The organism is Mangrovibrevibacter kandeliae, assembly GCF_024519155.1.
Lineage (GTDB): Bacteria > Pseudomonadota > Alphaproteobacteria > Rhizobiales > Rhizobiaceae > Mangrovibrevibacter > Mangrovibrevibacter kandeliae.
This window is the reverse complement of record NZ_JANIFJ010000002.1, coordinates 427,490-449,855: the sequence shown is the minus strand read 5'-3', so window position 1 is coordinate 449,855 and position 22,366 is coordinate 427,490. Positions and strand designations below refer to the sequence as shown.

The 22,366-nt window shown below is 69.5% G+C and carries 23 protein-coding genes; 15 read left to right on the top strand and 8 right to left on the bottom strand.

Features of this window, described 5'->3' with window-relative positions; all coding sequences use genetic code 11:
- Nucleotides 1–34: 34 nt before the first annotated feature.
- Both NPA30_RS08405 and lptC read right to left on the bottom strand, forming a co-directional pair.
- Nucleotides 35–652: an LptA/OstA family protein gene (locus tag NPA30_RS08405; protein ID WP_256802176.1), complete on the bottom strand. Its 618-nt coding sequence runs from the start codon at nt 650–652 to the stop codon at nt 35–37.
- On the bottom strand, nt 649–1,221 hold the full coding sequence (gene lptC, locus NPA30_RS08400; protein WP_256802175.1) for an LPS export ABC transporter periplasmic protein LptC: 573 nt from the start codon (nt 1,219–1,221) through the stop codon (nt 649–651). Before lptC ends, NPA30_RS08405 begins: the two co-directional genes overlap by 4 nt.
- Nucleotides 1,222–1,582: 361 nt before the next feature.
- Here lptC and sppA point away from each other — a divergent pair, with 361 nt between their 5' ends.
- The 3 genes from sppA to NPA30_RS08385 all read left to right on the top strand — a co-directional run bounded on the left by sppA (nt 1,583) and on the right by NPA30_RS08385 (nt 3,446).
- Entirely contained in the window at nt 1,583–2,539 is a 957-nt protein-coding gene (gene sppA, locus NPA30_RS08395; protein ID WP_256802174.1) for a signal peptide peptidase SppA, read from the top strand.
- A 96-nt stretch (nt 2,540–2,635) separates the two neighbouring features.
- Entirely contained in the window at nt 2,636–2,917 is a 282-nt protein-coding gene (locus NPA30_RS08390) for an integration host factor subunit beta (protein WP_444875219.1), read from the top strand.
- Nucleotides 2,918–3,077: 160 nt separating this feature from the next.
- Nucleotides 3,078–3,446: a lipopolysaccharide assembly protein LapA domain-containing protein gene (locus NPA30_RS08385; protein WP_256802173.1), complete on the top strand. Its 369-nt coding sequence runs from the start codon at nt 3,078–3,080 to the stop codon at nt 3,444–3,446.
- A gap of 7 nt (nt 3,447–3,453) precedes the next feature.
- Here the strand turns inward: NPA30_RS08385 and NPA30_RS08380 are convergent, their stop codons facing one another.
- Entirely contained in the window at nt 3,454–3,924 is a 471-nt protein-coding gene (locus NPA30_RS08380; RefSeq protein ID WP_256802172.1) for an SRPBCC family protein, read from the bottom strand.
- Nucleotides 3,925–4,038: 114 nt separating this feature from the next.
- Here NPA30_RS08380 and NPA30_RS08375 point away from each other — a divergent pair, with 114 nt between their 5' ends.
- From NPA30_RS08375 to NPA30_RS08355, 5 genes are all read left to right on the top strand, one after another.
- On the top strand, nt 4,039–5,172 hold the full coding sequence (locus NPA30_RS08375) for a class I SAM-dependent methyltransferase (RefSeq protein ID WP_372338773.1): 1,134 nt from the start codon (nt 4,039–4,041) through the stop codon (nt 5,170–5,172).
- The gene (locus NPA30_RS08370; RefSeq protein WP_256802170.1) at nt 5,165–6,037 is read left to right on the top strand and encodes a TrmH family RNA methyltransferase; all 873 of its coding nucleotides are present in this window, start codon (nt 5,165–5,167) and stop codon (nt 6,035–6,037) included. The genes NPA30_RS08375 and NPA30_RS08370 overlap by 8 nt, the downstream gene beginning before the upstream one ends.
- Before the next feature lie 86 nt (nt 6,038–6,123).
- Nucleotides 6,124–6,633 carry a signal peptidase II gene (gene lspA, locus NPA30_RS08365; protein ID WP_256802169.1) on the top strand — a complete coding sequence of 170 codons (510 nt, stop codon included), beginning with the start codon at nt 6,124–6,126 and terminating at the stop codon, nt 6,631–6,633.
- 52 nt (nt 6,634–6,685) lie between these two features.
- On the top strand, nt 6,686–7,696 hold the full coding sequence (gene acuI / locus NPA30_RS08360; protein ID WP_256802168.1) for an acrylyl-CoA reductase (NADPH): 1,011 nt from the start codon (nt 6,686–6,688) through the stop codon (nt 7,694–7,696).
- 119 nt (nt 7,697–7,815) lie between these two features.
- Nucleotides 7,816–8,745 (top strand): GNAT family N-acetyltransferase, encoded by a 930-nt coding sequence (locus tag NPA30_RS08355; RefSeq protein ID WP_372338772.1) that lies wholly within the window; start codon nt 7,816–7,818, stop codon nt 8,743–8,745.
- 43 nt (nt 8,746–8,788) lie between these two features.
- Here NPA30_RS08355 and NPA30_RS08350 read toward each other — a convergent pair whose 3' ends face one another.
- A complete protein-coding gene (locus tag NPA30_RS08350; RefSeq protein ID WP_256802167.1) occupies nt 8,789–9,061 on the bottom strand; it encodes a DUF1236 domain-containing protein in 273 nt (90 codons plus the stop codon).
- A gap of 296 nt (nt 9,062–9,357) precedes the next feature.
- On the opposite strand from NPA30_RS08350, the gene mutS reads away from it, so the two are divergent.
- Nucleotides 9,358–12,060 carry a DNA mismatch repair protein MutS gene (mutS, locus tag NPA30_RS08345; protein WP_256802166.1) on the top strand — a complete coding sequence of 901 codons (2,703 nt, stop codon included), beginning with the start codon at nt 9,358–9,360 and terminating at the stop codon, nt 12,058–12,060.
- Between the two features lie 4 nt (nt 12,061–12,064).
- On the opposite strand, the gene NPA30_RS08340 is transcribed toward mutS, so the two are convergent.
- Nucleotides 12,065–13,747, bottom strand: coding sequence for a methyl-accepting chemotaxis protein (locus NPA30_RS08340; RefSeq protein ID WP_256802165.1), 1,683 nt, complete (start codon nt 13,745–13,747; stop codon nt 12,065–12,067).
- Nucleotides 13,748–13,785: 38 nt separating this feature from the next.
- A complete protein-coding gene (locus NPA30_RS08335; protein ID WP_256802164.1) occupies nt 13,786–14,091 on the bottom strand; it encodes a hypothetical protein in 306 nt (101 codons plus the stop codon).
- 313 nt (nt 14,092–14,404) lie between these two features.
- On the opposite strand from NPA30_RS08335, the gene NPA30_RS08330 reads away from it, so the two are divergent.
- The 5 genes from NPA30_RS08330 (at nt 14,405) to NPA30_RS08310 (ending at nt 20,984) form a co-directional block, all read left to right on the top strand.
- Complete coding sequence (locus NPA30_RS08330; RefSeq protein ID WP_256802163.1) at nt 14,405–17,275, top strand: [protein-PII] uridylyltransferase; 2,871 nt, start codon at nt 14,405–14,407, stop codon at nt 17,273–17,275.
- Complete coding sequence (gene murJ / locus NPA30_RS08325) at nt 17,272–18,879, top strand: murein biosynthesis integral membrane protein MurJ (protein ID WP_256802162.1); 1,608 nt, start codon at nt 17,272–17,274, stop codon at nt 18,877–18,879. The genes NPA30_RS08330 and murJ overlap by 4 nt, the downstream gene beginning before the upstream one ends.
- Complete coding sequence (locus NPA30_RS08320) at nt 18,876–19,271, top strand: VOC family protein (protein WP_256802159.1); 396 nt, start codon at nt 18,876–18,878, stop codon at nt 19,269–19,271. The genes murJ and NPA30_RS08320 overlap by 4 nt, the downstream gene beginning before the upstream one ends.
- A gap of 87 nt (nt 19,272–19,358) precedes the next feature.
- The gene (trpS, locus tag NPA30_RS08315) at nt 19,359–20,420 is read left to right on the top strand and encodes a tryptophan--tRNA ligase (protein ID WP_256802158.1); all 1,062 of its coding nucleotides are present in this window, start codon (nt 19,359–19,361) and stop codon (nt 20,418–20,420) included.
- A 72-nt stretch (nt 20,421–20,492) separates the two neighbouring features.
- Nucleotides 20,493–20,984 carry a universal stress protein gene (locus NPA30_RS08310; RefSeq protein ID WP_256802157.1) on the top strand — a complete coding sequence of 164 codons (492 nt, stop codon included), beginning with the start codon at nt 20,493–20,495 and terminating at the stop codon, nt 20,982–20,984.
- Nucleotides 20,985–21,010: 26 nt separating this feature from the next.
- Here NPA30_RS08310 and NPA30_RS08305 read toward each other — a convergent pair whose 3' ends face one another.
- A complete protein-coding gene (locus tag NPA30_RS08305) occupies nt 21,011–21,322 on the bottom strand; it encodes a type II toxin-antitoxin system RelE/ParE family toxin (RefSeq protein ID WP_256802156.1) in 312 nt (103 codons plus the stop codon).
- Complete coding sequence (locus NPA30_RS08300) at nt 21,319–21,615, bottom strand: ribbon-helix-helix domain-containing protein (protein WP_256802155.1); 297 nt, start codon at nt 21,613–21,615, stop codon at nt 21,319–21,321. Before NPA30_RS08300 ends, NPA30_RS08305 begins: the two co-directional genes overlap by 4 nt.
- A 180-nt stretch (nt 21,616–21,795) precedes the next feature.
- On the opposite strand from NPA30_RS08300, the gene NPA30_RS08295 reads away from it, so the two are divergent.
- Complete coding sequence (locus tag NPA30_RS08295) at nt 21,796–22,365, top strand: NifU family protein (RefSeq protein ID WP_256802154.1); 570 nt, start codon at nt 21,796–21,798, stop codon at nt 22,363–22,365.
- Nucleotide 22,366 lies beyond the last annotated feature (1 nt).

Here is a 22,366-nt window from a genome sequence, read left to right as displayed (position 1 = left end):
GGAACCGACCGGCGCGTCGTCCACCTGCACCACGCTACTGCGCGCCGTTCTGCTGCGGGGTGAGCACCATCTTCACGCGCGGCGGCTTCGAGGGCGTCGACCGGCCGGCACAGCTGTCGCTGTCCAGACGCGCGAGATTGGTATCCATGTGAATGGTCAGGCGGCACCCGGTCGCGACATTGGGGCCCTGCGTGAGGACGACGTCGCCGGTCATCACGACGAGCTGGCTCTTCATGTCGAAGGTGGCCTTGTCGGCGGTGGCGACCTGATCCTGCGACTTGACGTAGACCTTGCCCGTCGCCTCGAGCCGATCGATGTCGTTGGAGCCGCCCGGCATGGCGCCGGCCGGTCCGGGCTTCTTGCCGTCCTCGCCGCTCGGCTTGATGTAGTGCACGACGAGCGTGCTGGTCTTCAGGAGCGTGTCGCCCTGCGCCACCGACACGTCGCCGGTGAAGGTGGCCGTCGCCTTCGCGTCGTCGACGTCCAATTGCGCGGCGTCGATTGAGATGGGTTGTCCGCCGTTGACCTGAAGGCCGCCGAAGGAGTTTCCGAACCCCTGCGAGAACGCCGGAGAGCCGGAGGCTGCGGCCATCGCGATCATCGCGGGCAGGACGAGGCGGTGAAGCCTGCGCGGGAACGTCGAACTGGTCATGGGCTGGAGGTTCTCCCCGAAGCGGTGCCGGCCGTCGTCGTCGTCGGCAGCAGCGTCATCTTGACTCCGTCGCCGAAGGTCAAGCGCTTGCCGCCTCCGCCGACGCTGAGTGTGCCGGATTGAATCGTCTGGCTCGGCATCTTGATCGAGACCGGCTGGGTGCTCTTCAGGTCACCCGCGCTGAGATCGATCGAGGCTTCCTTCAGGTCGATGGTCATCCCGTTGGAGGTCTCGACCGTGATGCCGTCGGTCAGACGCAGCTTGTCGCCGTCCTGGTCGTAGTGGCCGCGCACCGCGGTGATGTCGGCGGTGCTGTCGCTCGACACGGTGACGTTGGCCCGCACGCCCTCGAGATCGACACCGCCGCCGTTCAGCGACTGGATCGCGCGGTCCGCGACCATCGTGTAGGGCCGGCCGCTGCGGTCGAAGCCCGACAGGCGTGGATCCTCCATCACCACGCGGCCGTCGTCGAGATGCAGCGACTGAACCGACACGTCGCCGGGCAGGCTGCGGGCCACCCAGGTCACGATCACGAACCCGGCCACGATGGCGAGGGCCAGGAGGGGCATGCCGATCTTGAGCGTCCGCACCAGGCGGGAATGCCGGCGCGCGCGCGCAAACTCGCGCTCGCTCCGGCTGGCCGGCGCAAGCGGACGCGCGTCAACGCCCGTCGGGCGCCGTCCGGCGGGGTGTCCGGGCCCGACGGGCGCGGGACGGACCGAATCTGCGGCGGCTTTCTGCAACAGCTTGAACGCGCTCCTGGCCGAGGCACTGAACCCCACTCGGGCCGTTAATATGGCGATTTTTTCTGGCGATACCAGTCGCACTCCGTGCCGCGCAGGCTCCGGGCCGGATCGCGACGCGATTGGCAGGCGGCGCGCGAGCGGCTATCGCAGGGAGACCGTGCGACCACCAAGCGAGCGAAATCCGATGACGGGCGATGCGCAGGATCTGATCGACCGCCGCCGACTGCGGCGCAGGCTGAGCTTCTGGCGCGTGGCCGCCATCGTTGCCGCGGCCGTGGCCGTCCTCGGCGTTGCCGCGGCCCTGCATTATCCGAACGGCTTCGAGGTCCGCGACCACATCGCCCGCGTCTCCATCGAGGGACTGATCACCGAAGACCGGGACCTTCTCGACCTCCTCCACGATCTCAAGGACGACGACCGGGTGAAGGCGGTGATCCTGCGCGTCGACTCCCCCGGGGGCACCACGGTGGGCGGCGAGACGATCTACGAGGCGGCCCGCGAGCTGGCCGCCGCCAAGCCGGTCGCCACCGAAGTCGGCACGCTCGCCGCCTCGGCCGGCTACATGATCGCGGTCGCTGCCGACCACGTCGTCGCCCACCGCACCTCGATCGTCGGCTCGATCGGCGTTCTCTTCCAGTATGTCGACGCCTCGCAGCTGCTCGGCAAGATCGGCGTCGACGTCAACGCCATCAAGTCGGCACCGCTGAAGGCCGAGCCGTCGCCTTTCGCGCCGGCGCCGGAGGCCGCCAAGGCGATGATCCAGCGGCTCGTGATGGACACCTATGGCTGGTTCGTCGCGCTGGTCGCGGAACGCCGCAACATGAGCGAGGACCAGGTGCGGCTGCTCGCGGACGGCTCGATCTTCACCGGGCAGCAGGGGCTTCAGAACAAGCTGATCGACGCGATCGGAGACGAGGCCGAGGTGCGGCGCTGGCTGGAGCAGGACCGGGGCGTCGCCACGGGGCTCGACATCGTCGACCGCAAGCCGGCGGACGAGGAGCACTTCTCGCTGTTCGCCTCGGCCCGCAGCCTCGCCTTCCACGCGCTCGGCCTCGATCCCGAGGCGAAAACCCTCTCGGAAGCGCTCCTCGGGGCGCCGCGCCTTGACGGTCTCGTGTCGCTCTGGCAGCTTCCCCACTAAGGCGTGACGATAGGGAAGCGCTGGAGATCGTTGAACAATCTCACAGTCGGGCTGGAGTGCGCCGCACCGTCCGACATGGAGCGCGTGGAGACCGAGGTGATCAAGTCCGAACTCGTCCAGATCATCGCCAACCGCAACCCGCATCTCTATCAGCGCGACGTCGAGACCATCGTCAACGCGATCTTCGACGAGATCACCGATGCGCTGTGCAACTCGAACCGGGTCGAATTGCGCGGTTTCGGCGCCTTTTCGGTCAAGAACCGGCCGCCGCGCTCCGGCCGCAACCCGCGCACCGGCGATGCGGTGGACGTCGAGGAGAAGTGGGTGCCCTTCTTCAAGGCCGGCAAGGAGCTGCGGGAGCGGCTGAACACCGACTGAGACCGCCGCGGCTGCCTGATGCCGGTCTGGCGTCCAGGGTGCGCCGGTGTTCCGCCCGCAGTCGCGTCGCCGACGATTGACCCGTCCGCACGGACGCCCATACTAGAGCGACGGGCCGGTTCATCCCGCCGGCGTCTCACTGCTCGATCCGGAAGCTGACGTGCTGGCGAAACTTCTCTCCATCATCATCCTGGTGCCGCTCGCGATCCTGCTCGTGGTGTTCTGCGTCGCCAACCGCGAGGCGGTGACCGTGTCGCTCGATCCGATCGGCACCATGCCGCATTTCGCCTTCGCGGCACCGCTCTTCGTGCTCTTGATCGGCTCGATCTGCATCGGCATCGTGCTCGGCGGCATCGGAGCCTGGCTCGGCCAGTCGCATCACCGCCGCAACGCCTGGACGCGCAAGCACGAGGTCGAGCGCCTGCGCCGCGAGGTCGAGGAGCTGCGTCCGCCGCCGCCGGCCTCGCCGCTGCGCGCGCCGGAGGCCGAGACCGGCTCGACCGCGCTCACCGTGCGCCGCGCCGCCTGATCGCAGTTCAGGCGGGTGGTGGGGCGACCTGGTCGGGCGCCTCGTCGAAGCGGGCCGCGAGGCAGGCGAAGAACTGCTCGGCCAGCTTGCGAGCGGTCGAATCGACCAGCCGGCTGCCGAGCTGGGCGATCTTGCCGCCGACCTGTGCCTTGACGTCGTAGCTGAGCACCGTTCCCTCGCCATCCTCGGCGAGATGCACGTCGGCGCCCCCCTTGGCGAAGCCGGCGATGCCGCCCTTGCCCTCGCCGGTGATGGTGTAGCGCTCCGGCGGCTGGATGTTCTCCAGCCGGACCTCGCCGGCGAAGGTCGCCTTCACCGGTCCGATCTTCGTCACCACCGTCGCGGTCATGTGCGTCGCGTCGATCCTCTCGAGTTCCGTGCAGCCGGGGATGCAGGCGCGCAGCACCTGCGGATCGTTGAGTGCCTCCCACACCGCCTGGCGGGGGGCCGCCAGCCGGTACTCGCCCTTCAGGTCCATCTGGTCCTCCCGACGCTGCCGGCGGCTCCCTCCGCCGGCGTCCGTCTCCGGCGTGCCGTGACGCCGGGACGTTTCCCGTCCGCCGGAACATGCGCTAAGCAGCTGCTTCGAGCAATGGAGGAGAGCGCCTTGCGCGACTCGCGCCGGCCCCGCAGAACCCGATCCAACGGCCCGTCCAGAGAGGACGAGGCCGTCTCGCGCCCGCGCGCCGAAATGCGCGAGCGGCCGCTGTCGGGCACGCCGTCGAGCCGGCGGGAGGAGCGTGACTCCGCTGCGACCGGCCCATTGGCCGAGGCGCCCACGCGTGCGCGGCCGATGCCGCCCCGCCGCCCCGGCGCGCGTCCGACGCAGCATCTGCCGCGGGTGCTGGCGGTCGAGCCGACCGCGGACTACGCACTGATCGATTCGGGCGAGGGCGAGAAGCTCGAGCGCTACGGCCCGCTCACCGTGCGCCGGCCTGAAAACCAGGCGATCTGGCCGCGTCGGCTTCCGGCTGTCGACTGGGACGGCGCCGACGCGATCTTCACCGGCGACACCGACGAGGAGGGCACCGGCCGCTGGCGCTTCCCGCGCGAGCCGCTCGGCGAAACCTGGCCGCTGCGCTATGACGGCATGAGCTTCCTCGGCCGCTTCACCTCCTACCGCCATGTCGGCGTGTTTCCCGAACAGGACGCGCATTGGCGCTTCATGGTCGAGCGGATGGAGGCCGCCCGGCGCCCGGTGCGCCTCCTCAACCTCTTCGGCTACACCGGCCTCGCCTCGCTGCTCGCGGCCCGCGCCGGCGCCGAGGTGACGCATGTCGACGCCTCCAGGAAGGCGATCGCCTGGGCGCGCGAGAACGGCGAAGTGGCCGGGCTCGGCGACCGGCCGATCCGCTGGCTGACCGAGGACGCCGTGCGCTACGTCGAGCGCGAGGCCAAGCGCGCCAGTCGCTACGACGCGATCCTGCTCGACCCGCCGCGCTTCGGCCGCGGCCCGAAGGGGGAAGTCTGGCAGATCCTGGAGGACCTGCCCTATCTCCTCGACCTTACCCGTCAGATCCTCACCGACCGTCCGCTCTTCGTGATCCTCACCGCCTATTCGATCCGGTCCTCCTTCTACGCCCTGTCCGAGCTGATGGCGGAAAGCTTCCGCGGCCTCGGCGGGCGGATCGAGGCGGGCGAACTGGTCATCCGCGAGGCGGGCGAGGAGCCCCGCAATCTCTCCACTTCCCTGTTCTCGCGCTGGATCGCCGACGCAAATGACTGAACGCCTATCCTCCAGCCCGGCCGACGCGGTGCGCGCGCCAACCGCAGCGCCCGGCCGCGTCAAGGAGATCACCAGCGTCTCCAACCCGATCATCAAGGACATCCGCGCGCTCGCCCAGAAGCGGCACCGCGAGGAGAGCGGCCTGTTCATGGCGGAAGGGCTGAAGCTCGTCATCGACGCGCTCGACGCCGGCTGGACCATCGAGACGCTGATCGTTTCGAAGGCCGGTCTCGCCGACTCGGAGCTTCTGTCGAAGACCGCCGCGCGCGTGGTGGCGCTCGGCGCCGACCTGATCGAGGCGAACAACAAGGTGCTCGAGGCGGTCACCCGCAAGGACAACCCGCAGAGTGCGGTCGGCATCTTCCGCCAGCACGTCCAGCCGCTCGGCCGGCTCGACTTCGGCAAGGACGGCGTCGTGGTGGGGCTCGACCGGGTGCGCGATCCCGGCAATCTCGGCACCATCCTGCGCACCGTCGACGCGGTCGGCGCGCGGGGCGTCATCCTGATCGGCGACACGGTCGACCCGTTCTCGCTGGAGGCCGTGCGCGCCACCATGGGGTCGGTCTTCTCCGTGCCGCTCGCCCGCGCCAGCGAAGCCGACTTCCTCAAGTGGCGGGCGGGCTTCAAGGGGCTCGTCGTCGGCACCCACATGAGCGGCGCGGTCGACTACCGCACCCCGGACTATGCGGCCCAGCCGGTGCTCGTGCTGATGGGCAACGAGCAGGCCGGGCTGACGCCGGCGCTCGCCGAAAGCTGCGACCGGCTGCTGCGCATTCCGCAGGCCGGGCGGGCCGACAGCCTGAACCTCGCCATCGCCACCGGCGTCATGCTCTACGAGGCGCGCCGCAAGGCGCTGACGCTCTAGGTCATGACCCCCGCAGAGGACGTCGATCATGGTGAGGCCCGAGTCGTCATGCGCCCTGTCGGCGCCCTTTGCGAGTTCATGACCCCATGCGGCTGAAGCAGGTCCTGTACAACGCCGCCATCGCGCTCGTCGCCATCGTCGCCGACCAGTTGGTGAAGCTTCTGATCGTGCGCTTCCTCGCCGTCGGCGAGGGAGTCGAACTGCTGCCCTTCCTGGCGCTCTACCACGCCCGCAACGACGGCATCGCCTTCTCGATGCTCGCCGGCTTCGGCGACGTCGGCCTGTCCATCGTCGCGCTCCTCGTCCTCGGCTTCGTCGCCTGGCTGTGGTGGAAGACACCCCCCGAGCGCCGGCTGACCCATGTCGGCTTCGCCGTCATCGTCGGCGGCGCCATCGGCAACCTGATCGACCGCGTGCGGCTCGGCTACGTCGTCGACTACATCCTGTTCCACACGCCGGTCTGGTCCTTCGCCGTCTTCAACCTCGCCGATGCCTGCATCACCGTCGGCGCGGGACTCGTGCTGCTCGACGAGTTCCTGCTGGTCGGCCGCTCCCGCCGCCCGCCTCCGACCGACGCGCGCGAGACCGGCGATTGACATTCGCGCCGCGAGCTTGCCACCTGTGGGCGGGCGCTCAGGGAGGGACAGGGTGAGCGACAGCTTCAAGGCGGTCCTGATCTCGCGGGACGAGGCCGGCACGCAGCGCGTCGAGGTGGTCGAGCTGACGCCGGACGAGCTGATGGACGGGGACGTCGACGTCGCGCTCGAGGCCACCACCATCAACTACAAGGACGGCCTGGCGATCACCGGCAAGTCGCCGGTCGTGCGGCGCTGGCCGATGATTCCCGGGGTGGACTTCGCCGGCACCGTCATCGCCTCGCGCAATCCGGACTGGATGCCCGGCGATCGCGTCGTCCTGAACGGCTGGGGTGTCGGCGAGACCCATTACGGCGCCTTCGCCGGCCGCGCACGGGTGAAGGGCGACTGGCTGATCCGGCTGCCCGAGGCCTTCTCGCCGCGCCAGGCGATGGCGATCGGCACCGCCGGCTACACCGCGATGCTCTGCGTCCTCGCGCTGGAGCGGTTCGGCTGCAGTCCGGATCAGGGGCCGGTCGTCGTGACCGGCGCGGCGGGCGGGGTCGGCTCGGTCGCGGTGGCGCTCCTGTCGAAGCTCGGCTGGCACGTGATCGCTTCGACGGGGCGGCCGGACGAGGCCGGCTTCCTGTCCGACCTCGGCGCCGCCGAGATCATCGATCGGGCCGAACTGTCCGCCCCCGGCAAGCCGCTCGGCAAAGAGCGCTGGGCGGCGGGCGTCGACGCGGTCGGCAGCCACACGCTCGCGAACGTTCTCGCGCAGACTCGGCGCGACGGCGCGGTGGCCTGCTGCGGCCTTGCCCAGGGGATGGATCTGCCGGCGAGCGTCGCCCCCTTCATCCTGCGCGGCGTGGCGCTGCTCGGGGTCGATTCCGTGATGCTGCCGCGCGAGCGGCGCGAGGCGGCCTGGCGGCGTCTGGCGACCGACCTCGACCCGCAGAAGCTCGCGGCGCTGACCACCGAGATCGGCTTCGACGACATTCCAGGCGCCGCCCGCGCCATCGTCGACGGCCATGTGCGCGGCCGGATCGTCGTCGGATTGGACCGCATGGCCGGCGATGCTTAAACTTCTACGGGCGACCGACGGGACGGCACACCGCGCAGGCGGAGGCCAACGTCATCATTATATCGTGTAGAAACGGTATAGTCGGTGCCTCGGCTGTACGCCGAATTCGGAGAACTGCGATGAGCTTGTTTCGAGTGGCCAACCAGAACGCCGCAGGTCGCGCGGCCCGGATCGTGGTGCCCTTCGGCGCGGCCGTGAAGGCCTTCGTGCCGGCTCCGATGCGCGGAATGATGCCGCGAATCTACCCCGCCGCACCGGTCCTCGGCCGGCTCGGCACCCTGGAGGTCCGGCTCGCCCGCTCGCGCGACGAGGTGCGGGCCGCGCAGCGCCTGCGCTACCGCGTCTTCTACGAGGAGATGTCGGCGCAGCCGTCCCGCCTCCAGAAGGTGACGCGGCGCGACAAGGACGGCTTCGACCGCTTCTGCGACCACCTCCTGGTGATCGACCGGTCGCGGGGGCGCGTGCTGGCCGAACAGATCGTCGGCACCTACAGGCTGATGCGCGAGAGCGCCGCCGAGTGGGCCGGCGGCTTCTACACCGAGGACGAGTTCGACATCGCCTCGCTGATCGTGCGCCACCCCGGCAAGCGCTTCCTCGAGCTCGGCCGCTCCTGCGTGCTCAAGGAGTATCGCGGCAAGCGCACCGTCGAGCTGCTGTGGCAGGGCATCTGGGCCTACGTCATCCAGCACAAGATCGACGTCCTGTTCGGCTGCGCCTCGCTCGCGGGCACCGACCCCGCCGAGCTGGAGCTGCCGCTGTCCTTCCTGCGCGCCAATGCGGTGGCGCCCGAGGACTGGAACGTGAAGGCGCTGCCCAGCCGGGCGGTGGCGATGGGCGGCACGGCCGAATGCGCCGATCCGCGGCGGGCGCTGGCGGCGCTGCCGCCCCTTCTCAAGGGCTATCTGCGACTCGGTGGGTATGTCGGGGAGGGCGCCGTGGTCGATCACCAGTTCGGCACGACGGACGTCCTGATCGTGCTGCCGGTCGAGAACATCAACCCGCGCTACATCGACTATTACGGCGCCGACTCCGGCCGCTTCGCCGCCTGAGCCGGCTGCGGCCGGGCGTCGTCCGCGCCGGCCGCCGCGATCCTCAGTGCCCGACGCGCACGACGCTGCGTGTCTTCAGATGGACGATGACCGGCTGGCCGGCATAATAGAAATAGGCGTAGTCGGAATTGCCCTCGAAGGGGTGCAGGTCGATGCTCTTCGGCACCGACTCGCCGATCGAGGGCAGGAAGGTCAGCCGCGCGTTGTCGACCGGATGGGACAGCGCGTAGTCGAAGACGCGCACGTCCCCATCCGCAGCGTTCTTGCCGGGGGTCTGGGCCCAGACGGGAAACGCCGTAACAAGAGCGGCAACCATCGCTGCCGATCGGATCATGTTCATCGTGATACCGCGCGTGTCTCGATCGAGGTCCCTGCGACCGGTCATACCTGTCGCCGCTTGCATTGCAAGATGATGGTGTCGCAGCCGCCCCGGTACAATCGCTTGCCTGCAACACTGCCGTCGACTCCGCGGCGATCGCCTGCCATGGGCGGTCCTTCTGGGGATTGCGCACTGCTGCGGCTTGGCAGCGCGACCATTCGGTCCGAGAAAGCCGAGGACAACATCATCAGCGGCGCGGGGCGCCGGCGAGCACGGAGAGCGGCAGCGCGGGAATGACGGGGGTCAAGGACACGAGCCCGACGCCGATGATGGCGCAGTACATCGAGATCAAGGCGGCCAATCCCGATTGCCTGCTGTTCTACCGCATGGGCGACTTCTACGAGCTGTTCTTCGACGACGCGGTGGAGGCTTCGCGCGCGCTCGGGATCGCTCTCACCAAGCGCGGCAAGCATCTGGGCGACGACATCCCGATGGCGGGCGTGCCGATCCACGCGGCCGACGACTATCTGCAGAAGCTGATCGGCCTCGGCCACCGGGTCGCGGTCTGCGAGCAGATCGAAGATCCCGCGGAGGCGAAGAAGCGCGGCGCGAAGTCGGTGGTGCGGCGCGACGTCGTGCGGCTCGTCACCCCCGGCACGATCACCGAGGAGACGCTGCTCGAGCCCGGCCGGCCGAACTGGCTGATGGGCCTCGCGCGGCTCGGCGGCGCGCAAGGGGCGATGGCGCTCGCCTGGACCGACCTGTCGACGGGCGACTTCCGGATCGCCGAGACCGCCGCCGATCGCCTCCTGACCGACATCCTGGCGGTGGAGCCGAGCGAACTCGTCGTCGCCGATGCGGTGTTCCACGATCCGGCGCTGAAGCCTGCCTTCGACCGCCTCGGCCGGCTGGTTCGGCCGGAGCCGGCAAGCCTGTTCGAGGGTACGACGGCGGAGGAGCGGCTCTGCCGGTTCTACGGCGTCGCCACGCTCGCCGGCTTCGGCGACTTCTCGCGGGTCGAGCTCGCGGCGGCGGCGGGCCTTCTCGCCTATGTCGGCAAGACCCAGCTCGCGTCGCGGCCGGCGCTGTCCCGGCCGCAGCGCATGGCCGCCGGCTCGGTGATGCTGATCGACCCCGCGACCCGCGCCAGCCTGGAGATCACCCGCAGCACGGCCGGCAAGCGGCAGGGGAGTCTGCTGGCGGCCATCGACCGGACCGTCACCGGCGCCGGGTCGCGGCTCCTCGCCGTCCGCCTCGCCGCGCCGTTGACCGACGTCGGCGCCATCGCGGGCCGGCAGGACGCCGTGGCCGCGCTGGTCGAGGCGGGCGAGCTGCGGCGGGCGGTCCGGGCGAGCTTCAAGACCCTGCCGGACATCGAGCGGGCCCTGTCGCGCCTGTCGCTCGGGCGGGGTGGACCCCGCGATCTCCTCGCCATCGCGAGCGGCCTCGACGTCGCCGCCGAGATCGGCGCGCTGCTCGACGGCCGCGACGACCTGCCGGCCGAGCTCGCGGTTGCGAGGGACCGGCTCCGCGCCCTGCCGCCCGCGGTCGCCCGCAACCTCGACCGTGTCCTCGCCGACGAGGTGCCGCTCCTGAAGCGCGACGGCGGCTTCGTGCGGGAGGGCGCCATCCCGGCGCTCGACGAGGCACGGGCGCTGCGCGACCAGTCGCGCCGGGTGATCGCAGGCCTGCAGGCGACCTATGCCGAGGAGACCGGCGTCCGGTCGCTGAAGATCAAGCACAACAACGTGCTCGGCTACTTCATCGAGGTCACCGACGCCCAGGCTGCGGCGCTGAACGGCACCGAGGATCTGCGCGCGCGCTTCATCCACCGCCAGTCGCTTGCCAACTGCATGCGCTTCTCCACCGTCGAGCTCGGCGATCTCGAAAGCCGCATCGCCGGAGCGGCGTCCGACGCGCTGCGGCTCGAGCTCGAAGCCTTCGACGATCTCTGCGCGAGCGTCGTCGATGCGTCGGAGGCGCTGCAGGCCGCGGCCGGCGCGCTCGCCGCACTCGACGTCGGCGCGGCGCTCGCCGATCTCGCGGTCGCCGAGAACTGGTGCCGGCCCCAGGTCGACGACAGCCTCGCCTTCTTCGTCGAATGCGGCCGCCATCCGGTGGTCGAGGCGGCGCTGAAGGCGGCCCATGCCGGCCCCTTCGTCGCCAACGACTGCGACCTGTCGCCGCCGGGCGCCGAGACGGCGGGGGCGATCTGGCTGCTGACCGGGCCGAACATGGGCGGCAAGTCGACCTTCCTGCGCCAGAACGCGCTGATCGCGGTGCTCGCGCAGGCCGGCTGCTTCGTCCCGGCCACATCGGCCCATATCGGCATCGTCGACCGCCTGTTCTCGCGCGTCGGTGCCTCGGACGATCTCGCCGAGGGGCGCTCGACCTTCATGGTCGAGATGGTCGAGGCCGCCGCGATCCTCAACCAGGCGGGGATGCGTGCACTCGTCATCCTCGACGAGATCGGGCGGGGCACCGCCACCTATGACGGTCTGTCGATCGCCTTCGCCGCGGTCGAGCACCTGCACGAGGTGAACGGCTGCCGGGCGCTCTTCGCCACCCATTTCCACGAGATGACGGCGCTGTCGAAGCGGCTCGGCCGGCTGAAGAACGCCACCATCCGCGTCAAGGAGTGGGAGGGCGAGGTGGTCTTCCTGCACGAGGTGAAGCCCGGCGTCGCGGACCGCTCCTACGGCATCCAGGTGGCCCGGCTCGCCGGCCTGCCCGGCGCGGTGATCGAGCGGGCGCGCCAGGTGCTGGCGGAACTCGAGCGCGGCGACGGCCAGGGCGGCCGCCCGGCGGCCTTCGTCGACGACTTGCCGCTGTTCTCGGCCGTGCTGCGCCGCCACGCGCCGGAGCCCACGCAGACGAGTCCATCGTCGCCGGCCCTGGAGGCGCTGGCGGCGCTCGACCCGGACGCGCTGGCGCCGCGTGAGGCGCTCGAGGTGCTCTACCGGCTGAAGGGCTTGCTGTCCGGCAGAGGCGGCTGAGGCATCAGAACTCTTCCCAGTCCGCGGCGGCCGCTGGTACGAGCTTGAGCGCGGTGCGGGCGCGGCTCGCCTTGGGGGCAGTTGCCGGACCGCGCGCTACGACCTTCAGCTTCGGCTCGCCGCCGCCGGTCTTGAACCGCCCCATCAGGCCGTCGAGCTGGTGGGCGCTGTCGAGGAGCAGCCGGCTCGCGGCTGTCGTCTCCTCGACCATGCCGGCATTCTGCTGGGTCATCTTGTCCATCTCGCCGACGGCGCGCTTGATCTCGGTGATGCCCGAGGCCTGTTCGCCGGCCGCGCGCGAGATTTCCGCCACGATGCCGTTGATGCTGTCGACCTCGGTGAGGATCCGTTCGAGCGCCGCGCCGGCCTGATCGACGAGCCGCACGCCGGTTTCCACGTGGTCGCCCGAGGCGTTGATGAGCTCCTTGATCTCCTTGGCGGCCTCGGCCGAACGTTGCGCCAGACCGCGCACCTCCTGCGCGACCACCGCGAAGCCCTTGCCGGCTTCGCCGGCGCGCGCCGCCTCGACCCCGGCGTTCAGCGCCAGGAGGTTGGTCTGGAAGGCGATCTCGTCGATGACGCCGATGATCTTGTTGATGTCGTGCGAGGAGGTCTCGATCTGGCGCATCGCCTCCACCGCGCTGCGCACGATCTTGCCGCTCGCCTCGGCGCCCGACTTCGCCTTGTTGGCGACATCGAAGGCGTGGCGGGACCCGCTGGCCGTCTTGCCGACCGCCTCGGCGATCTCGCTCAGCGAGGCGTTCGTTTCCTCGAGGTTGGAGGCCTGCACCTCGATGCGGGTGGCGAGGTCGCCGGTCGCCTGGGTGATCTCCTGGGCGTTGCTGCGGATGTCGCCGGACGCGCCCGAGACCTCCCGCATCGCGTCCTGGAGCTGGGCGATCGCGCCGTTGAAGTCGTCGCGCAGCTTGGCGTAGGCCTCGGGGAACTCGCCGTCGAGGCGGAAGGTGAGTTCGCCGGAGGCCAGCCGCTCCAGCGCGGTCGCGAGATCCGCCACGACACCGGCCTGCAGACGGGCGGCGGCTTCGCGGTCCGCCTCGTTGCGCCGCCGCTCGGCTTCGCCCTCGGCGGCAAGCGACTTCGCCTGTGCGTCCGCCGCCGTCGCCCGGCGCTGCTCCTCCTGTGCGGCCTCCGTCGAGCGAACGATCTCGGCGAACATGCCGCTGACTCGCACGGCGACCCACATCAGCGTGCCGGATTCGACGAGCAGGATCACGGCGTGCAGCAGCACGCGCGGAAAATTGCCGCCGCCCGGATAGATCAGATCGGGCAGGAGGAAGTTCAGCGCCAGATGGTGGACGGCGGTCGCGGCGGTGGCCGCGCCGATGACGCGCCAGTCGAAGGTCGCGCCGATCAGCGCCATCGCGGCGAAGTAGGCCATGTGCACGTCGACCTGCAACGGATTGCCGGCAAGGGCCGCCACGATCAGCGAGATGATCACCACGAGGCCGACCGCGCTGACCATGCGCGCCGAGGCGGCGAGCGCCGGCTGGCGCGAGAGCCAAGTCGCAAGGGTGGCGATGCCGCCGCTGACGAGCGTCGGAAACAGCCAGTCGGCGCCGTTCAGCCAGTCAATCAGGGGGATGATGGGCACGGCGACCCACAGGATCGACACCGTCCAGGTGACGACCATCGCCCGGTGCGACGCCAGTCTTTCTTCCGCGGTCATGTCCGGCACCCTCGCTCGACCGTCACCCGGTCATTCACTCACTCGCGCACGCAGCCGATCGCCGCGCCGTCGAGCACCAGAAACGCCCCGGCCCGCCGCAGCCGATCCGGCAGTTCGGCATCCGCAAAGCGCAGGACGGCGACGGAGCCGAGGCTGCCATTGCCGATGAAGTCCCCGGCCGCCGCCGCAGCGCTGACGACCTCGCCCGGAGTCCACCAGGGTGGAAAGAACGCTGCGACGGTCTGGCTGCGGGCGAAGACCGGACGGGGCAGCGCTGCAAGGAGGCCCAGCCCGGCGATGGCGACACCGAGGCTCCAAGACAAGGTGGCGCGGCGCTTCCACATCTCGTGTCCTGTTCCGAACTCACTTCCAGGCGACAATAAGCCTCGAGAGTCACTGAAGTCTTAGCGCCCCTCGCAAAAGCAAGAGGGGCACGACGATTACAAACGAGCGCTTGCGATGCTTTCCATACTGTCACCGTGACGGACGACGCAGGGCCCTTGCCATCGCACGTCGACAGGCTGGTGCAAGACGCCATCGTTAGCTTCGTGCTCACCCGCGGTGGCCGCAGGCCTGCGGCGTTGCATCCGGGGCAGGCGTTTCTCCCGGCTTCGAAAGCCGCTATAGCGCGTCGTCTCTCGACCGTGGATCTCGTTCATGTCGCAAGTCCGGCGCGCTTCGCCGCCAGCAGCCTCCACCGATTCCCGTGCGGACCGCGACGCCGCGGCGACGGAGGCCGGCATCGACGCCTCCGCTTTGCGCCGCGACCTCTCGGTCATTGCGGCCGTCGCGGAGGGGCGCGGATTGTCGGCGGAGGGGCGCACGCAGGTGCTCTCGCTGCTGCGCCGCGCCATCGAAGGCGCGCGGGCACGAGCCGAGGCGCTGCTGTTTGCCGACGGGAGCGGTCTCGGCTGCGCGGCGCGCCTGTCGGCGGCGCAGGACGCGATGATCGGGGCGATCTTCGACTTCGCGCGCCACGAGGTGTTCAACGCCGCCAACCTGTCGGCCGGGGAGCACATGGCGGTGGTCGCCGTCGGCGGCTACGGCCGGGGCACGCTGGCGCCGGGCTCCGACATCGATCTGTTGTTTCTCCTGCCCTACAAGCAGACCGCGCTCGGCGAGCAGATCGCCGAGTTCCTGCTGTATCTCTTGTGGGATCTCGGCTTCAAGGTCGGCCACGCGACCCGCACCGTCGACGAGTGCATCCGCCAGGCGCGGGCCGACATGACGATCCGCACCTCGATCCTCGAGCGGCGGCTCGTGGTGGGCGACGCGGCGCTGTTCGAGGAGCTCGACCGGCGCTTCGACGCGGAGGTGGTGGAGGGCACCAGCGCCGAGTTCATCGCCGCCAAGCTCGCCGAGCGCGACGCCCGCCATGCCAAGCTCGGCGACACGCGCTATCTCGTCGAGCCGAACGTGAAGGAGGGCAAGGGCGGGCTGCGCGACCTCAACAGCCTGTTCTGGATCGCCAAGTATCACTACCGGGTGGAGACCAGCGAGGCGCTGGTGGCCGCCGGCGTTTTCTCGCGCCGCGAGGCCGGCCTGTTCCGCAAGGCGGACGACTTCCTCTGGGCGGTGCGCTGCCACATGCACTTCCTGACCGGCAAGGCCGAGGAGCGGCTCTCCTTCGACCTGCAGCCGGAGATCGCCGAGCGCCTCGGCTACACCGCGCATCCGGGCCTGCGCGGCGTCGAGCGCTTCATGAAGCACTACTTCCTGATCGCCAAGGACGTCGGCGATCTCACCCGCATCTTCTGCGCGACGCTGGAGGAGCAGCAGGCGAAGGAGGCACCCGGCCTGCGCAACCTCGTGCGCAGCCTGCGGCCGCGCTCGCGCAAGATCCCCGGCACCCTCGACTTCCTGGTCGACAACAACCGCATCACCGTCAGCGCGCCGGATGTCTTCGCCAAGGATCCGGTCAACCTCATTCGCATCTTCAAGCTCGCGGCGGCGCATCGGCTCGAATACCACCCGGACGCCCTGAAGCTGATCCGCCGTTCGCTGCGCCTCGTCGACAAGGCTTTGCGCGAGAACCGCGAGGCGAACGCGCTGTTCCTCGACGTCCTCACCGATCGCAACGATCCCGAGCTGCATCTGCGCCGGATGAACGAGGCGGGGGTGCTGGGCCGCTTCATCCGCGAGTTCGGCAAGATCGTCGCGATGATGCAGTTCAACATGTACCACCACTATACCGTGGACGAGCATCTGCTGCGCTCGATCGCGGTGCTGTCGCAGATCGAGCGCGGGCTGTTCAGGGAGGAGATGCCGGTCTCCTCCGACATCATGCAGGGCACGCGCGACCGGCGCGTCCTCTACGTGGCGCTCCTGCTCCACGACATCGCGAAGGGCCGGCCGGAGGATCACTCGACCGCCGGCGCCCGTATCGCGCGTGACCTCTGCCCGCGGCTCGGGCTCGACGAGCGCGAGAGCGAGCTGACCGCGTGGCTGGTCCAGGATCACCTCCTGATGTCGATGACCGCCCAGCAGCGCGACCTCAACGACCGCAAGACCATCCTCGACTTCGCCGAGCGGGTTCAGACCCTCGACCGGCTGAAGCTCCTCACCGTCCTGACGGTGTGCGACATCCGGGCCGTGGGGCCGGGCGTATGGAACGGCTGGAAGGGCCAGCTCCTGCGCAACCTGTACTGGGAGAGCGAGCCGATCCTCACCGGCGGCTTCTCGCAGGTGTCGCGCCAGCAGCGTTACACCCATGCCAAGGCGCGGCTCGCCGCGGAACTGGCCGAGTGGCCGGAGGGCGAGCGCAATGCCTATATCGAGCTGCACTATCCCAACTACTTCCTGACCGTGCCGCTGGAGGACCAGCGCCGCCAGGCCGAGTTCCTGCGGTCCGCCGCGGCCGAGGGCAAGGAGCTCGCCACCAGCGTGCGCACCGACGGCTACCAGGCGATGACCGAGCTGACGGTGCTGGCGCCCGACCATCCGCGCCTCCTGTCGCTGATCACCGGCGGCTGCGCGGCGGCCGGCGCCAACATTGCCGACGCCCAGATCTTCACGATGACCGACGGACGGGCACTCGACATCATCACGCTCAACCGCGCCTTCGAGCGCGACGAGGACGAGCTGCGCCGGGCCGAGCGGATCGTGCGCAACATCTGCGACCTGATCCAGGGCAAGGAGGCGATGCCGCAGCTCCTCGCCAAGCGCAAGACGGCGCGCAGCGCGAGCGCCTTCTCGATCAAGCCGCGGGTGACGATCGACAACGCCCTGTCCAACCAGCTCACGGTGCTCGAGGTCGAGGGGCTCGACCGGCCGGGCCTCCTGTCCGATCTGACAGGCGCGATCTCCGACCTCAACCTCGACATCCGCTCGGCCCACATCTCGACCTACGGCGAGAAGGTGATCGACAGCTTCTACGTCACCGACCTCACCGGCATGAAGATCACCAGCGAAAGCCGCGGCGAGCGGATCGAGCGGCGGCTGATCCAGGTCTTCGAGGAGCCGGAGGGCGAGCTCTCCTCACCCGCCGTCATGCCCTCGCCGCGCGCCTTCGGCATTCCCGCCAAATGAGCCTCGTCGGCAAGTTCGCCACCGTCGGCGGCGCGACCCTCTTCAGCCGCGTCTTCGGCTTCGCCCGCGAGATGATGATGGCCTCGGCGCTCGGCGTCGGGCCGGTGGCGGATGCCTTCAACCTCGCCTTCCGCTTTCCGAACCTCTTCCGGCGCCTGTTCGCGGAGGGCGCGTTCAACGCCGCCTTCATCCCGCTCTTCGCCCGGTCGCTCGAGGAGGACGGGGAGGACGCCGCCAAGGAGTTCGCCTCCGAGATCTTCTCGACGCTGTTCACCGTCCTCTTCGTGCTGACGGCGCTCGCGATGGTCTTCATGCCGGCGCTGGTGCAGACGATCATCGCGCCGGGCCTGTCGGCCTGCGTCGACGACCCGGCGGCGAGCGCGCACTTCATCCCCTGCGCCGACCGCTACGAGATCACGATCGCCTTCTCGCGCATCATGTTCCCCTACCTCGCCTGCATGTCGCTGCTGGCGATGGTGTCGGGCATCCTCAACGCCTTCCGCCGCTTCTTCGCCGCCGCGGTGGCGCCCTCCATTCTCAACTTCGTGCTGATCGGCGTCCTCGCCTGGTGCTGGTGGAAGAGAGCCGACCAGCAGACCATCGGCTTCTTCATGAGCTGGGGCGTGCTCGTCGCCGGCGTCGGCCAGCTCCTGATGGTGACGGTCGCGATGCGCATCGCCGGCTTCTCGGTGCGGCTGAAGCGGCCGCGCTGGACGAAGGGGCTCAGGCGCCTGCTGGCCCTTGCCGCACCGGCGGCACTGATCGGCGGCATCACCCAGATCAACCTCTTCGTCGGCCAGGCCATCGCCTCCTACAAGCCGGGCGCCGTCTCGATCCTGCAATATGCCGACCGGCCCTACCAGCTGCCGCTCGGCATGGTGGGCGTCGCGATCGGGGTCGTGCTCCTGCCCGAACTCGCCCGGGCGCTGAAGGCGGGCCGCCTCGGCGAGGCGCAGCACACCCAGAACCGCAGCCTCGAATTCGCGCTGTTCCTCACCGTGCCGGCGGCGGTGGCGCTGTTCATCATCCCCGAGCCGATCATCCGCCTGATCTACGAGCGCGGCGCCTTCCTGCCGACCAGCACCCGTGCCGTCGCCGACGTGCTCGGGCTCTATGCGCTCGGGCTGCCGGCCTTCGTGCTGATCAAGGTGTTCTCGCCCGGCTATTTCGCGCGGGAGGACACCAGGACGCCGATGCTCGTCACCGGCCTGTCGGCGATCGCCAACATCGTCCTGTCGCTCGGCCTGTTCTACGTCATGGCCGAACGGGGGATCGCGCTGGCGACGACGCTGGCGGGATGGCTGAACGCGCTGCTTCTCTTCGAAGGGCTGCGGCGCAAGAGCCTGTGGGAGGTCGACCGGGCGCTGGTGAAGCGCTCGGCGCTCGTCGGGGTCTCCTCGCTGCTGATGGGCGCGGCGCTCGTCGGGCTGCTGATCGAGTTCCGACCCTGGCTGCAGACCGGCTCCGGCGTTCTGCACCAGGCGCTGGGCCTGGCGATCATCGTCGCCGTCGCGATGGCGGTCTATTTCGTCGCCGCTTTCCTCACGGGCGCGGTCGATCGGCGCATGGTGACGGGCGCGCTGAAGCGCCGGCGGCGGGCATGAGCGCGCCGCGGCGCCGGCTCGCGCTCGCGACGCTCATCGTGCGCGACTACGACGAGGCGATCGCCTGGTTCCGGGACGTGCTCGGCTTCACGCTGTTCAGCGACGATCCGCTCGGCGGCGGCAAGCGCTGGGTCACGATCGGGCCGCAGGAGGGCGCTGCACTGCTTCTGGCGAAGGCGGCAGACGCTTCGGAGCAGGCGCGGATCGGCGACCAGGTCGCCGGGCGCGTCGCGTTCTTCCTCCACACCGACGACTTCGCCCGCGACCACGCGACGATGCGCGGCAGGGGCGTCCGCTTCATCGAGACGCCGCGCCACGAGCCCTACGGCACCGTTGCCGTCTTTGCCGATCTCTACGGCAATCTCTGGGACCTGATCGAGCCGGCCCGCTAGGGCGCTTGACGCGCCGCCCCGCTCGGCCCTAACCGTCCGCGCGACCGGGCACCGCCCGTAACCGGGCCGATGGAGCGCTTCCGACCGATGACCGAGATCAAGCCGCGAGTCTTTTCCGGCGTCCAGCCGACGGGCAACCTCCACCTCGGCAACTATCTCGGTGCGATCAAGCGCTGGGTGGCGCTGCAGGCGAGCCACGAGTGCATCTACTGCGTGGTCGACCTGCATGCGATCACCGCGCAGCTGGTGCATGACGACCTGCCGGGCCAGATCCGCGAGATCGCCGCGGCCTTCATCGCCGCGGGCATCGACACCGACAAGCACATCGTCTTCAACCAGAGCCGGGTCTCCGGCCATGCCGAACTCGCCTGGATCTTCAACTGCGTCGCCCGCATGGGCTGGCTGAACCGCATGACGCAGTTCAAGGAGAAGGCCGGCAAGGACCGCGAGAATGCCTCGGTCGGCCTCTTCACCTATCCCGACCTGATGGCGGCGGACATCCTGCTCTACCGCGCCACGCACGTGCCCGTCGGGGAGGACCAGAAGCAGCATCTGGAGCTGACGCGCGACATCGCCCAGAAGTTCAACAACGACTTCTCGGCGCGCATCGCCGCGCTCGGCCTCGGCGTCCCGATGGACGCCGGCGCGGAGACCGTCAACGGCTACTTCCCGCTGACCGAGCCGATGATCGAGGGCCCGGCGACCCGCGTCATGAGCCTGCGCGACGGCACCAAGAAGATGTCGAAGTCCGACCCGTCGGACCTCTCGCGCATCAACCTGACCGACGATGCCGACGCGATCTCCAGGAAGATCCGCAAGGCCAAGACCGATCCGGACGCGCTGCCGAGCGAGACGGCGGGTCTAGCGAGCCGCCCGGAGGCCGACAACCTCGTCGGCATCTATGCCGCGCTCGCCGACCGCTCGAAGGCCGAGATCCTGTCGGAGTTCGGCGGCCAGCAGTTCTCCGCCTTCAAGCCGGCGCTTGCCGATCTGGCGGTCGAGAAGCTGTCCCCGATCGCCGGCGAGATGCGCCGGGTGCTCGCCGATCCGGCCGAGGTCGACCGGCTGCTCGCCAAGGGCGCCGAGCGGGCGGACGCCATCGCCCGGCCGATCCTCGCCGACGTCAAGCGGATCGTCGGGCTGCTCTGATCGCCTTGCACCACATGTGGGCAGCCTCTGCCCACTCTTGCGGCGCTCCAGGCGAACTGCCATTTTCCCGCCATGGTTTCACAGCGCATCGGCCGGGACGCCGGCGGCAAACGCAAGTTTCTGGCGATCATCGACGACACCCCCGAGTGCCGTCTCGCCGCCTCCTACGCAGCGCGCCGTGCCAAGGCGAGCAGCGGCGGGGTGGTGCTCCTCTACGTGATCCAGCCCGGCGACTTCCAGCACTGGCTGGGCGTCGAGAAGATCATGCGCGCCGAGGCCGAGGAGGAAGCGCAGTCCAAGCTTGGCAAGGTCGCCGAGGACCTGCGCACCGCCATCGGCATCGAGCCGGAACTGGTCGTACGCGAAGGCGAGACGCCGGGTGAGATCGCGGCGCTGATCGAGGCGGACCGCGAGATCGCGATCCTGGTCCTGGCCGCCGGCGAATCGTCGGAAGGGCCGGGACCGCTGGTGTCGTCGGTCGCCGGGCGTGGCTCGGCGTTTCCCATCCCGGTGACGATCGTACCGGCGACGCTGACCGAAGAGGACATCCAGACGCTGGTGTGACGGGTGCCAAGGCCTCCGGCCTGCGGTCATCGCTCGATGTCTTCGGCGTCTCTCAGGTTTCGGCCGCGAAACAGGATGCGCACGATGATCACGACGTCGTGGTCGATCCGAAAGGCGATTGTGGCGCGCCGCCAGCCCACGACACGCAATCCGGGACGGATCTCGTCCCGCCGTGCGCCGCGTTCGGGAAATCTCTCGAATCCTCGGCAGTGGTCGATGAGACGATCCACATACCGCCGTGCCGCGGTTGCTCCGGCTTTCGGTGCGAGCTCGACGAGGAAATCCTGTATGTCCGCGAGCAAACTCTGGCTGAAGACGACGCGGTGCGTCGGTTTCACCGCTTGGTTGCCGGGCGGGGTGTCGTCGTCAGTTCGTCGATATGGGCATGCAGCGCGTCGCGCACGTCGTCGATCGAAATGGTTTTCATCGTGCCCAACGTGACTGCGTCGACCGTCGGCCCGACTTCGGTGCGAAGCCAGGCATCGATCTCCGTGTCGTTGGCTTCGAGCGCCTCGAGACCCTCACGGATGACGTCCGCTTCGGAGGAGTAACCACCGGTCGTCAGCTTCTCCCGGACGCGTTCCGCAAGGTCCGGCTCCAGCGTCAGGGTCATCGGCAGCGGCTTGGCCATGAACGAACTCCACATGTTCCTTTCTAACACGGGCGCCGTCCATGCGGAACAGCGCAGCCAGGCCCAGCTCTCGCTTGTCTGCCCTCGCGCCTTGCACCCTCGACCGTCCGGACGCATATGTCGCGGGCGCAACGCATTTTCGCGGCGGCCTCGGCCGACCGGCCGCCGAAAGGGAACGCCATGTTCATCCAGACCGAGACGACCCCGAACCCCTCGACGCTGAAGTTCCTGCCGGGCCGCGTCGTGCTCGAGGAGGGAACCGCCGAGTTCCGCTCGCCCGTCGAGGCGGAGGCCGCGTCTCCGCTGGCGGGCCGGCTGCTGGCGGTCGACGGCGTCACCGGCGTCTTCTTCGGCTTCGACTTCGTCACCGTCACCAAGGACGAGGCGAGCGAATGGCAGCACCTGAAGCCGGCGGTTCTCGCGGGCATCATGGAGCACTTCATGTCGGGCGCCCCCGTGATGGCCGCTTCGGCGCCGGCTTCCGAGGCGGCGGACGGCGAGGAGTTCTTCGACGCCGACGACGAGGAGGTCGTCGAGACCATCAAGGAGCTGCTGGAGACGCGGGTGCGCCCGGCGGTGGCCCAGGACGGTGGCGACATCACCTTCCGCGGCTACAGGGGCGGCACGGTCTACCTTAACATGCGCGGCTCCTGCGCCGGCTGCCCGTCGTCGACGGCCACGCTGAAGCACGGCATCCAGAACCTGTTGCGCCACTTCGTGCCGCAGGTCGAGACGGTCGAGGCCGTCTGAC